At 60.2% G+C, this 12124-nt stretch carries 14 protein-coding genes; 9 read left to right on the top strand and 5 right to left on the bottom strand.

What is annotated here, in order from left to right; genetic code table 11:
- The first annotated feature begins 319 nt into the window (after window positions 1-319).
- Both CQ007_RS08915 and CQ007_RS08910 read left to right on the top strand, forming a co-directional pair.
- A complete protein-coding gene (locus CQ007_RS08915) occupies window positions 320-640 on the top strand; it encodes a thioredoxin family protein (protein WP_218278852.1) in 321 nt (106 codons plus the stop codon).
- 139 nt (window positions 641-779) lie between these two features.
- Window positions 780-1274, top strand: coding sequence for a PaaI family thioesterase (locus tag CQ007_RS08910; protein WP_105645215.1), 495 nt, complete (start codon window positions 780-782; stop codon window positions 1272-1274).
- Between the two features lie 61 nt (window positions 1275-1335).
- On the opposite strand, the gene CQ007_RS08905 is transcribed toward CQ007_RS08910, so the two are convergent.
- Both CQ007_RS08905 and CQ007_RS08900 read right to left on the bottom strand, forming a co-directional pair.
- Complete coding sequence (locus tag CQ007_RS08905) at window positions 1336-2223, bottom strand: AEC family transporter (protein WP_105645213.1); 888 nt, start codon at window positions 2221-2223, stop codon at window positions 1336-1338.
- Between the two features lie 29 nt (window positions 2224-2252).
- On the bottom strand, window positions 2253-2534 hold the full coding sequence (locus tag CQ007_RS08900) for an ORF6N domain-containing protein (protein WP_105645211.1): 282 nt from the start codon (window positions 2532-2534) through the stop codon (window positions 2253-2255).
- A gap of 255 nt (window positions 2535-2789) precedes the next feature.
- On the opposite strand from CQ007_RS08900, the gene CQ007_RS08895 reads away from it, so the two are divergent.
- The 3 genes from CQ007_RS08895 to CQ007_RS08885 all read left to right on the top strand — a co-directional run bounded on the left by CQ007_RS08895 (window position 2790) and on the right by CQ007_RS08885 (window position 4349).
- Complete coding sequence (locus CQ007_RS08895; protein WP_218278851.1) at window positions 2790-3245, top strand: SRPBCC family protein; 456 nt, start codon at window positions 2790-2792, stop codon at window positions 3243-3245.
- A gap of 87 nt (window positions 3246-3332) precedes the next feature.
- A complete protein-coding gene (locus CQ007_RS08890; RefSeq protein ID WP_105645208.1) occupies window positions 3333-3536 on the top strand; it encodes a DUF3185 family protein in 204 nt (67 codons plus the stop codon).
- Between the two features lie 93 nt (window positions 3537-3629).
- Window positions 3630-4349 carry an extensin family protein gene (locus tag CQ007_RS08885; RefSeq protein ID WP_256582244.1) on the top strand — a complete coding sequence of 240 codons (720 nt, stop codon included), beginning with the start codon at window positions 3630-3632 and terminating at the stop codon, window positions 4347-4349.
- A gap of 63 nt (window positions 4350-4412) precedes the next feature.
- Here the strand turns inward: CQ007_RS08885 and CQ007_RS08880 are convergent, their stop codons facing one another.
- On the bottom strand, window positions 4413-5321 hold the full coding sequence (locus CQ007_RS08880; RefSeq protein ID WP_105645204.1) for a dienelactone hydrolase family protein: 909 nt from the start codon (window positions 5319-5321) through the stop codon (window positions 4413-4415).
- 379 nt (window positions 5322-5700) lie between these two features.
- On the opposite strand from CQ007_RS08880, the gene CQ007_RS08875 reads away from it, so the two are divergent.
- The 4 genes from CQ007_RS08875 to CQ007_RS08860 all read left to right on the top strand — a co-directional run bounded on the left by CQ007_RS08875 (window position 5701) and on the right by CQ007_RS08860 (window position 9545).
- Window positions 5701-6603 carry a mechanosensitive ion channel domain-containing protein gene (locus tag CQ007_RS08875; protein ID WP_105645201.1) on the top strand — a complete coding sequence of 301 codons (903 nt, stop codon included), beginning with the start codon at window positions 5701-5703 and terminating at the stop codon, window positions 6601-6603.
- Window positions 6604-6615: 12 nt separating this feature from the next.
- Window positions 6616-7059, top strand: a complete 444-nt coding sequence (locus tag CQ007_RS08870; protein WP_105645199.1) for a CopD family protein — start codon at window positions 6616-6618, stop codon at window positions 7057-7059.
- Window positions 7022-7249: an FUSC family protein gene (locus tag CQ007_RS19075; protein ID WP_105645197.1), complete on the top strand. Its 228-nt coding sequence runs from the start codon at window positions 7022-7024 to the stop codon at window positions 7247-7249. Before CQ007_RS08870 ends, CQ007_RS19075 begins: the two co-directional genes overlap by 38 nt.
- Before the next feature lie 103 nt (window positions 7250-7352).
- A complete protein-coding gene (locus CQ007_RS08860; protein ID WP_105645196.1) occupies window positions 7353-9545 on the top strand; it encodes an FUSC family membrane protein in 2193 nt (730 codons plus the stop codon).
- Between the two features lie 6 nt (window positions 9546-9551).
- Here CQ007_RS08860 and CQ007_RS19070 read toward each other — a convergent pair whose 3' ends face one another.
- Complete coding sequence (locus CQ007_RS19070) at window positions 9552-9683, bottom strand: putative transporter small subunit (RefSeq protein ID WP_218278850.1); 132 nt, start codon at window positions 9681-9683, stop codon at window positions 9552-9554.
- Window positions 9684-9744: 61 nt separating this feature from the next.
- Window positions 9745-11412, bottom strand: a complete 1668-nt coding sequence (locus tag CQ007_RS08855; protein ID WP_105645194.1) for a sodium:solute symporter family protein — start codon at window positions 11410-11412, stop codon at window positions 9745-9747.
- Window positions 11413-12124: the final 712 nt, after the last annotated feature.

Here is a 12124-nt window from a genome sequence, read left to right as displayed (position 1 = left end):
TCTCCGACCTGAAACCTTACCGCCGTTCCGGGCCAGGGAGGCGCATTCTACAGGAGCCTAGCCCCTTGTCAACGCCTCGAACCAAAATAGTCGTTTCCCTCCCGGATTGCCAGTCACCATCCGTGAATCAAGCGCTTCCTGCGGCTATATCAGATGAATGGTGCGCACCCTTACCTGCCGCGTCATGACCGAGTGAGACAGCGGAGCAAAATCCTGTGCACCGGCATGATCAAAATGGGTCAAAGGCGTATGGTACGGGTTCCAGTACTGTAGGCCCAGTCAGCTTATCACCTACATAATCCAAGGGGGCAATATGGCAATGCAGACGATTTATACGGATCAGGCACCGTCACGGGACGAAGTCGGCGCGCTGCAGGGCGCGACCATCATCGAGTTCGGCACCGATTGGTGCGGCCACTGCCAGGCCGCGCAGCCGCATCTGGAGCGGGCCTTTGCCGCACATCCACAACTACGCCATCTGAAGATAGAGGACGGACCGGGGCGCCTGCTGGGTCGGTCGTTCCGGGTCAAGCTGTGGCCGACGCTGATCTTTATGCGTGATGGGGAAGAAGTCGAGCGGCTGGTGCGGCCGGTGACTGCAGAGCCAATCAGGGAAGCCATGGACAGGGTTGATGGTTAGCAGAAACAGCTACTCGTCGTGCGAGCGCTCGACAATTCCAGGTGATATCCAGCAATTCAGCAAGCGGCAACGGTTGGCCTTTCGCTGCGCGAAGAAGCACACTATCCGTCCGATTTACTGAACAAGAACAAGGTGTTCCATGACCGAGACCGCTTTGCAAGATCTTCTCGCGCCCCATGGCGTCTGTTATGGCTGTGGTGGCAGCAACCCGCACGGGCTGCATATAAAGAGTTATTGGGACAAGGACGACGTTCACGTCATTGCCCGACACCTGCCGGAAGCGAAGTACTGTGGCTGGCCGGACCTGGTATATGGCGGCCTGCTCGCCATGCTGGTGGACTGCCATTCAAACTGGACCGCCATGGCCTACCATCTGCGCGCCGAGCAGAAGGACGGCAACGACCCGACTGCGATCAACTGCGTTACCGGGGAACTGGGCATCAAGTACATCAAGCCGACGCCGATGGGCGTGGAGCTGACCCTGCGGGCTCGGGTGGATGGGCCACTGGGACGCAAGAGCCGCATCATTTGCGAGATATACGCCGGAGATGTGCTGACCGCTATCGGCGATTCAACCTTTGTACGAGTGGATGCCGGGAAACTGGCAGAACAGGCGCACGGGCGTGATGCCTGATCGATGCAGGTATTCATGCCAGATACAGCATGGCGGTTGACAGGTCCCTGGGTGGTGCCTGTCAGCTCGCCGCTGGCAACCACCAGATCAACAGCAGCGGGATCAGCAGAAACGACAGCAGAGTCGAGCAGATGACCAGGCTGGCGACAGTTTCCGGTGAACGTCCGGCCTTGACCGCGAACAGGTAGTTGAATACCGCTACCGGCATCGCCGATTGCAGCACCAGCACGCCCTGGGCCAGTGGCGGCAAATTCAGCGCCAGGGCAATGACCCAGCCGATGGCGGCGCCGCAGAGAATACGGAAACCACCCAGCGCCATGCCGCGCCCCACCTGCTTGGGGCGGATGCTGGCCAGGGAAACGCCGAGGGTCAGCAACATCATCGGAATGCTCATGCTACCGAGCAGGTCGACGGTATTGGCAATCCAGCGCGGCAACTCCAGATCCAGTACAAGTACCGCCAAGGCCACACCCAGGCTGATGATGACCGGGTTGAGCAGCAGGCGCCGCCAGGACTGTGCCGCTCCGGACAGGATCATGCCAACCGAGAAATGCCCTACCGACAGCACCACGAAGAAGGCCACCGCCAGCGCCAGCCCCGGTTCACCGAAGGCATACAGACTGATCGGCAGCCCCATGTTGCCCGTGTTGGGAAACATATAGGCGGGCACCAGCACCTTGGGATCGTAGCCGATCAGGCGGCTCAGCCCCCAACCAATCAACGCCATGATTGCGCATATCACCACGCAGGCCGCGGCCATCTGGCCGAACACCTGCAGATCCACCTCGGCACGACTGAGTGTCGATAGCACCAGACATGGGGTACTGATATTGAGCACCAGCCGGGTGACGAACTCAGTGGGATAGGCCTGACCGGAGCGCGCCCAGCCATAGCCGATACCCGCGACGATCAGCACCGGCGCCATTACTGCAAACAGCTCGACAAGCATGCGGATTCCTTATAGCAAGACGGAAAAACTCAGGTCGCCGAGCGCGCCCGCAGTTGCTCGTAGCCGCTGCGGGTCAGCAACAACAGATGGCGGGTGCTGGTATAGATCTGCCCGGCTACCCGGAGCTCATCTATAAACGCCTGATGGGCGTCGGCCGGCAGATGAAAATAGTCCCGTCCCTCGACCAGTTCGGCCTCACAGGCCTTGAACCAGCGGAAACTGGCTCCCTTGGGCAGCCCGTTGAGCTCGTCGAGCTGACGCAGACTGAGGGTGTCAGTGCCGGCGAAGTGGATTGGTGCAACAGAAGCCATGCAGATTCCCGTATTGGACCAGGCAAGCAGAGTGGCAACCATAACAGAATCAGCCCGGCTTGAGAGCTTGGGAAAGGGCACAGCGCGCTCCCTGGGACAAGAACGATCCATCCCCGCGGCAAGTGTTTTGCCCTGCACTTTCACTCCCTGCTCCGGTCCGAATTATGAGGGACGTTCCGGCGGATGTGCTGGTGGTCGGCAATCCGCGCCCGATCGTGCAGCGATAACACCACAACAACTACAGGAGATTTCATCATGCCCTCCACCATTCGTCTTCATCGCGTTCTGCAGGCCCCAGCCGAGCGGGTCTATCGTGCCTTCCTTGATCCACCAGCCATGGTCAAGTGGTTGCCACCGCATGGCTTCACTGGCGAGGTGCAGCATATGGACGCCCGGGTTGGCGGCTCCTATCGCATGTCATTCACCAACTTCACCAGCCAGCAGAAACATTCGTTCCACGGTGAATATCAGGAGTTGATACCCGGCGAGCGGATACGCTACAGCGACAGCTTCGATGATCCGGGCCTGCCCGGCACCATCGAAGTCACGGTATTGCTCAGGGAAGTGTCCTGTGGCACCGAGCTGAACATCACCCAGGAAGGCGTGCCCGACCCGATTCCGGCCGAGGCGTGTTATCTGGGCTGGCAGGAGTCGCTGAACCAGCTGGCGAAGCTGGTCGAGGCGGAGATTCCCGATCAGGAACCGAGCTGATCCCGGAGTGCGATGATCATACCTATGCACTTTTTACACCGCAGCGAGTCTGAAGTTGGGGTAAGTCCAGGATCCAGGAGAGGCATCATGGGAAATAACAAGCTGATAGGCATAGTGCTGTTGGTGGTCGGTCTGATTCTGCTGTACTTCGGATGGCAATCATCGCAATCGGTTGGCGATCAGGTGGTCGAAACCTTCACCGGACGTTTCACCGACAGCACCATGTGGTTCCTGATCGTCGGCGCGGCAGCTGCAGTGGCCGGGATATTCATGGCAGTGCTGAAAAAGTGATTCGCCACCTCGGCGCAGCCGGCCAGCACGGCTATCGGCTGGCTGCGTCGGAGGTCCAGCATGCGTTTTCCCCGGACGTAGTAAGGAGGCCTGTTGAAGACCGCCTTTATCCGAGTCATGAAATGGCTGCTGCTTCTGGCGATCATCGCCGTGGTGGTGCTGAGCAAGCCCTGGGAGCATATCCCTCCCGAGTGGCACCCGTGGACGCCGCTTTCCATCGACCACCCGATGACACTGGTCAGCAAATGGAAGCTGGCGCAACTCAAGGACAATCCGCAACAATGCCTGGCCGTGCTGGAGACAGCTCCCGACGGAGCCATTGATTACCTGGCACTGGATGACTACACCCCGGTGGCCGGTTGCCCGCTGAGCAATGTGGTACGCGTACGGCGTACTGGCGTGGGCTTCAGCTCCACCTTCACCGTCACCTGCCCGCTGGCCGTGGCCTGGGTCATGTTCGAGCGCCAGCAATTGCAACCGCTTGCACAGAAACACATGGGCAGCGATCTGGTCCGGGTTGATCACCTAGGCAGTTTTGCCTGCCGCAATATCTACCATCGCGAAGGTGCACGGCGCAGCCAGCACGCAACAGCCAATGCCTTCGATATCGCCGGCTTTCGCTTCGAGAATGGACAACAGGTCTCGGTACTCAGGCATTGGAATGACAATACAAACCCCGCCAGATCAATATTTCTCAAGGAAGCCCACGGTGCTGCCTGCGGTTATTTTGGTACCGTGCTCGGTCCCGACTACAATCAGCCGCACGAAAACCACTTTCATTTCGATGGCAGTGGCTTCGGCTTCTGTCGTTGACAGTCAGCCCACACTATCGAGGCCGGCCCCATGTCGGGGCCGGCTTTCTTTCACTGCTGTTGATCAATAAGGACAGTTGCCACGGTATTCGGAAACCCTGCGATCGGAAGTGTGATTCGGGCCACAGAGGAACTGGCTGTAACGAGTGTCGTTATCCAGGAAGCGTTTCATCCAGGATACGCCAAGGCGGCTGAGTACATCGTTGTTCAAACCACCCCCGTTGGCACAATAGTGCGACCCGCCACTGATCTCGACATAGGCTTTCTCGATATCATTCGGCAACTGGTTATAGAAGGGAGAGGCATGCACACCTACCGGTGCGATGATATCCGCCTGGCAGGCGAAGATCAGCGTCGGTGCCTGGACACTGCGGGCATTGGTGGTATCCCAGGGGGCCAACGGAATGGCTGCCTTGATCCGGCCCTGGCTGGCCACGCGCAGCGTGCCGCCACCGCCCATGGACCAGCCGATCACGCCCAGCCGGTCGGTATCGATCATGCCGTTGACCGGGCTGGTTCTGCGGGAATTCTGGTCGACCAGATAATCCAGCGCGTTGTTGATCTGCCGGGCTCGGCTCGGCGGCTGGTCAAAGCCGGTATTGGTATCTATGGTCATGACCACGAAGCCGTGTGACGCCAGCTTGGGGCCCCACCAGTCGATGGAGGACTCCGCCGACACAAAGCCCGGGATGACCACGATCGCCGCCATGGTACCGGTAGTGCCGGTGGGATAGTGGATGGTGCCACCCCCGAAACCACTGACCAGGCCGGAAACCCGGCTGGTACGCGTGCTGTAGGGACCGCTGGAGGCTTCGAGGAAGGCCACGGTCGGGTCCGGGCCACGGGCATAGGAGTCACCCGGGTCGGTCGGTTCATCCACCGGTGGGTTGGTCGCCATGACCGAAGTAGATAGCAACAGGGCTCCCGCCGCCAACATGGAAAGCAGCGAATTGGGTAGGGTTCTATTTATCATTGTTACTCCAGAAGTATTGTTAGTTTTATTGTCAACCACATATCACGCTTACTGCTGATGCCAAGTACAACTTCACCAACAGCGCCGGAGTATTTTGCTTGTATTAATCAAGGTCAATGGGAAAACACAAAGTTCACCCGCACGGGTGATAAGAGAAAGACCTTTAGCTATAAATTCATTCAGAAAAAATATTCATATGTAATAAACAACCAAACTTTCTTATTCAAAACCACACTTTCGAGTTAATAGCGTTGCAATGTCATTCATTACCCTCGACACCATGCGCTGCCCTGCCCTTCTGGGTCGCCTGCCCTACTGCTGATTGACGCCAGCCCGGCGACAGCAGATCATTCCAACTGATTGATCACAGGGGTAAAACATGTTTGAGAATGTGGACTGGCTGCCGGACAACTTTGTAATTTCCGATGCCCTGCTGAGCCTGTTGGCCAGTACGGTCATTCTGATTGTGGTTATTTTCATCTTGCGTGCCCTGACCACGCGCTTTATCCAGCGCACGGTGCAATCACCGGAGCTGCGCGGCAAATGGCTGGTCAACTCCCGCAACGGTTTCCTGCTGTTGATGCTGCTCGGGCTGGTGATGATCTGGGGCGAGGAGCTGCGTACCCTGGCGCTGTCCATCGTCGCCATCGCGGTCGCCTTCGTGGTCGCCACCAAGGAGCTGATCCTTTGTTTCACCGGCTCGATACTCAAGAGCGGCTCGCGCTCCTTCGTGCTCGGCGACCGCATCCAGATCAAGGAGCTGCGTGGTGACGTCATCGATCAGACCCTGCTGGCCACCACCATTCTGGAGGTCGGGCCCGGCAAGCACCTGCACCAGCGCACCGGGCGGCGCATCGTCATCCCCAACGCGCTGTTCGTCTCCGAGCCGGTGGTCAATGAAAGCTTCACCACCCATTACGACTTTCACGTGTTCACCGTGCCGTTCAAGCGCGAAGACAACTGGCAGGCTGCACAAGCCGCGTTGATGACCTCGGCCACGCGCCATTGCCAGCCGTATCTGGAGTTGGTGCGGCGCTACATGAGCAAGATCGGCAACCAGCGCGGCCTGATGATGCCCTCGGTGGACCCGCGGGTGAACATTCAGGTGCCGGTCGCCGGCGAGATTCATCTGACTGTGCGGCTGCCGGTCAAGGTCGGCGAGCGCAACTTCATCGAGCAGGCGATACTCAGCGAGGTGTTTACCGAGAACGACTTCTCGCCGCGCAGTCGTGAGCAGGCCAGCAGCAAGCCAGCCCAGAGTGCCGAAGCCGCCAGCGATTGACAGGAAACCACCATGTACAAGTACGTTCTGGTACTGCACATTCTGTCCGCCACCGTCTGGACCGGCGGACATCTGGTGCTGGCCCTGGCACTGCTGCCAAAAATTCTGCGTGAGCGCTCGGTTGCCGACCTGCTGGCCTTCGAGTCAGCTTACGAGAAATGGGGCATGGCCGCCCTGGTGGTCCAGGTATTGTCCGGACTATGGCTGGCTTACAGCCTGATCCCGGACATGGGATCGTGGTTCGCCGGCGAGAACTTCGTCACCCGCCTGATCCTGCTGAAACTGACCTTGCTGGCGCTGACCCTGGCGGTAGCCATGGATGCCCGGCTGCGTGTCATCCCCCGGCTGTCGGCTGATACGCTACCGGCGATGGCCCTGCGTATTCGGCTGATCACCCTGCTCGGCGTGGCCTTTGTCATTGTCGGCACTACCTTCCGGACCGGACCCTGGTGGTAGCGGGTCGATTGCACCGCTGATCCATCTGGATGAATCCGGCGATGGCGTCAGCCAGAAAGAGCTGGCCTCGCTGGTCGGCATCGCCCTGGCCTCCTGCCTGGCCATGGCACTGGCGTGGTCGATCGGCCTCGAGCATCCACAGTGGTCGGCCATGACCGCCTGGGCGGTATCGCAGCCGGTGCGTGGGTAGCGCAGGCGCGCGGCAGGAAATCATTCCCGCCTGTCTGTGTCTCGCCGTCCTGCCGGCCCGTCTATGCTTGAGTCTGGAAGAGTCGACAACATGGGGCGGAGATATGAGCGGGCGGTTTGCCAATGCACTGCGGGTGTTACTGAGTTCCTACGTCACCACCGGCATGTCCGCCGGTCTGGGACTGCTGCTGATATCCGCTAGCGTCTATCTGCTGCTGGGCCAGTTCGCCGCCTCGGTAGCTGCGGTCGGTGCCATTGTCTGCGTCCCGCCGGACCATGCCATGCCCCGCCGCGGCAAATTCGTCAGTCTGTTGCCCGCCGCGCTGCTGGGTCTGCCGCTGTTCGCCGGGGTGCAGGCGCTGCATGATATGCCACTGTATCTCGGGCTGCTGCTGGTGCCGGCCACCTTCTTTGCCTTCCTCGCCGGCGCCTGGGGTCAGCGCGGCCTGCCCATCGTCATCTCGATCATGTTCGCGATGACTTTCTCCATGGCCGTGCCGCAGCATCTCAACAGCGGCAACCTGCTGACCACCTGCTTGTATTTCGGCATGGGCTCGTTGAGCTATCTGGTCTACGCGACCGCCTCCAACGCAGTGCTCAACCGTCGCTACCGGGCGCAGCTGCTCGCCCAGTCCATGCTATCGCTGAGCCGCCTGATGCGCACCCAGGCCGACCGCTTCGACCCGACCACCGACACGCCGCTGGCGGGCGAGCTGATGCAGCAGCAGGCCGCCCTGGCCGACCAGTTGCAGGCGGCCCGGGATCTGCTGCTGGAGTCGCCACGTACGCCACGTCGCCAACAGCTGGCGGCGATGCTGATCAATGTCCTCGAAATCCGTGATCACCTGCTGACCAGCGAGCTGGATCTGGACCTGGTCAAATCCCGGCCGGAGGCGGCCTCGGTACTCACTGAGATGCACCAGGTGATCGACCAGATGGCCGCTGAACTGGACCGGCAGGCCGATGCACTGCTGTACGGCACCCGCCCTGCCCGCCTGGCCGACCTGCGGCCGGCGTTGGCGGCACTCAATAGTCTTCCCCAGACAGCCGTCGCCGGGTGGCCCGGCAATTCACCTTCTGTCGTCACCCTGTTGCGCGGGCTGACCAACCGGGTCGGCAATATCAATGACGAGATCCTGCGCCTGAACCGGCTGGCCCGCGGCAAGGTCGAACCGGATCTGGCGGCAGTGCGCCGGGCCTGGCAACTGTTCGTCAGTCCAACCAGTTGGTCGACCCGCCCACTGCAGGTGCTGTGGCGTTGGGATGCCCCGCCGCTGCGCCACGCCATACGCGCGGCGCTGGCGATCGGTACCGGCTATCTGCTGTCGCTGGCACTGCCCTGGGCGACACACGGCTACTGGATTCTGGTGACCATTGTGGTGGTCCTGCGCGGGAGCCTGTCGCAGACCCTGGAGCGGCGCAACAGCCGGGTGGCCGGTACCATTGTCGGCTGTCTGCTGGCCGGCGCAATCCTGGCCACCCAGGCGCCGACACTGGCATTGCTGGTGATTGTACCGATCGCCCAGGCGGTGTCGCATGCCTTCGCCATCAAGCGCTACCTGATCACCGTGGTGGCGGCAACCGTACTGAGCCTGGTACAGGCGCATCTGATCAGCATCGTCGATGCGCCGGTGTTCAATGCCCTGGAGCGCATCGCCGACACCCTGATCGGGGTCGGCATCGCCTGGGCGTTCAGCTACGTGCTGCCATCCTGGGAGCGCAGCCAGATTCCGTCATTGGTGAACCGGACGCTGCTGGCGCAGGCGCGGCATGCCCGGGTAGCACTGAACCTGGGACAACTGACAGCAGTAGATGACGAACCGGAGCTGGAGTGGCGGCTGGCACGCAAGGAGGCCTATGACAGCCTTTCGGCACTGGTCCAGGCGACCCGCCGCTCGCTGTCCGAGCCGCGAGCGGTGCGCCCGGCGCTGGAGCCACTGGAGAATCTGCAGACCCATGGCTATCAATTGCTCGCCCAGTTGAGCACGGTCAAGACCATGCTGCTGATGCGTCGACACCAGGATCAGGGGGATATTCAGGAAGCCTTGCAGATTGCCGCCCGCAGGATCGATAGCGCCTTGAGCGCTGGGCAAGCGGAATACTCGGACGAGCCACTGGCTACAGTGGTATGGAATGAGGACGCGGCTTTCACCGATCCCTTTGTCTATGACCTCAAGCCGTGGATATTGCGCCGGCTGGAGCTGGCCTGCGGTCTGGCAGAATGCATCAGGGCCGACGCCGTTGCCGCACTGCAGCAACCAGGCGGGGAGCCTGACAGCTCCCCTGACCCGATCTGACGAGAGTTACACCAGGTCGGTGTTGTTGCGCTTGGCTTCGCGGTAATCGCGCAGCACGGCGTAGCTGATCATCCCCAGCATGCCCAGGGTGATGGCGGGCCAGACCAGAATGTAAGAACCGTAGATAAATGTTTGCATGATCATTCTCCGTTATTGAAAAAGAGCGAGCAGCCTCCGGCGGAGGCGCTCAGCCGAGCCCTCAGTGGACGGTTACTGTCGCGTCCAGCTCATCATCCGCCGGCTTGTTGTAGTCGCCGACGCGCTGCTGGATGGTGTTGAAATCAAAGCGTTCGTCGCTCGCCAGGCTGACTGCGACACATACCAGTGTGCTCACACCATAGGCGGTCAGCGAGGACAGCAGGACGGTGAAGTCGCGCAGATGGCCTATCCCCAGCCAGGCGATCACAAGGGTACCGATGAAGAACGCGATCACGCCCATGCGCTTGCCGAAGAAGCCGAAGGTCATCAGCCCGGCCACCACCCCGGCACCCACCGATGCCAGCAGTTCCACGCCGATCGCCAGTATGCCGGTCATGGGCAACAGGTCGAAGCGCACCACGCAGAACACCAGCAAGGCGACGATCACCGCCCAGGTAAAGGCCGCATTGGTTACCCGGTTCCAGAAACAGCTGGCAATGACCGGGAATACGATAGCGCCCCAGAGCGCGCCGACGAACACCAGCATGACCAGGATATCCAGCGAAAAACTGGCGAAGATGATGCCGATCACCGTCGCGGTGATCATGGTCATCCGGCCGATCAGCAGCATCTTGCGCGGATCGGCCTTGTTCCTGGCGATGTTCTTGCCATACACGTCAGCCATCATGATCGCCGACAGCGCCGACAGGTCGGAGTCGGCGGTCGAGGACAGCGAACCGATCACCAGGATGAAGAACAGACCGATGAAGATGGGCGGCAGGTAGCTCGACACCATCTGCGGGATCAGGTTGTTCATATTGCCATCCAGCGGCTCCACTCCCAGTGTCAGCGCCATCAGGCCGATCATACCCAGGCCGATGACGATGGCGCCGTAGCTGATGGTGGCGGTGATGAAGGTCGGCTTGATGTGCGACTCGTCCACCGCGAACAGGCGCTGGGAGATGGTCTGGTTGCCGATGGCATAGGCCAGCACCGCGACGAAATAGGGAGCACCCTGATGCAGGAAGGCTTCACGGGAAAAGATGTTGGCCTGCTCCGCCGTCAGGTTCGACAGGTTGTCGACCATCACTGCCGGTCCGCCCATGGCGAACAGCACCGCCGGGATGATCACCACGGCAATCGCCATCATCGCCACCAGTTGGGCGAAATCGGTGAAGACCGAAGCACGGAAGCCCGAGTACAGGGTGTAACTGAGCACGCCCACGCCGGCAATGATGATCCCCGCCTGGAATGACAACGGCGACAGCACCGAGACCAGCGCACCGGCGGCGGTCAGGTTGACCATCAGACTGATGACGCTGCCGAGAATGTTGGAGAAAGCCAGAATCAGCTGGCTGGAGGCGCCATGCCGGGCATGGATCAGCTCACCCAGGGTGTGCGCGTTGGGCGCCAGCTCGCGGAAGCGACGACCGAAGGGGTAGATGAACAGGATCATCAACGCCCCCCAGAACCCGTAGTGCAGCGGGCCGGAAACCCCATAGGTGTAGCCGGAGGTGGCTGCGGCGTAGAACGATGCCGCCCAGACCCAGGTCGCGGTCATGCTCGCCGCGCCCATGCCCAGGCCGATGCGGCGGTTGGAGACCATGAAACCGTCAGCATCGTCGCTGTCGTGCCTGATCATTCTGGACAGCAAGTAGGTGCCGCCATAAAACGCGAACAGCAACAGCAGCACTGTTGCCGTGGAAAATTGAAACAACTCGGAGTTCACTGCATAACCTCATGACTTTCTGCGGACGATGTCGTTCCATCCCGATGACCGGTGGACCAGACCGCAAAATAGGAATATGACTGTGCCGCTACGCGCAGATGATGCGCATATTCAGCAACCGCTATGGAAGTTCTGGAACAGCGGGAACAGCGAGGCTGCTAGGGGTAGCCCTTATAGGCAGCGTGATTGCGGATTACAGCTTTGATGCAGATGACTGAACTGAACTCATTGTTAAGATGGTTGAACATGAACATGTATATATTCTCCGACAGTGCTGCTGTCCATTTATATGACTGGCTTTACAAACATCTCCTGGAGTGATGCGAAGATAACCGGACATCATTTGTCGGGTATGGAACCCGTATTGGCGCCGTGGGGAACAGAGTGGATCTGCAGACCGATCCAACCGAGAAAGCTGACCGAAGCTCGAAACGGCATGCTGTGGATGAGCGGACATTTTTATCGGTTGTATAAGCCGCAGGCGATGCACATTCCAGGCCCACTTCGGCAAATCTGACGCACAAGCTTACAGCTCTAATGGATTTCTTTCAACATATGCCGGAATACCGAGCTGGTAAACACCTGCAATACCACCCCGGAAAGCCCTTTGCGCAGGGCTGGAAATGGACAATTACCGCCCCGGGATGCTATGGTCCCGGCCCTTCCGATCAGCCGCTCGCCATCCCGGCGAGCCATTGACTTTGTTATAGGT

The sequence above is a fragment of the Pseudomonas sp. MYb185 genome (assembly GCF_002979975.1).
In the GTDB taxonomy this organism is placed as follows: Bacteria; Pseudomonadota; Gammaproteobacteria; order Pseudomonadales; family Pseudomonadaceae; genus Halopseudomonas.
Note: the sequence above shows the minus strand (reverse complement) of the source record. Positions and strands in the feature narration are given on the sequence as shown.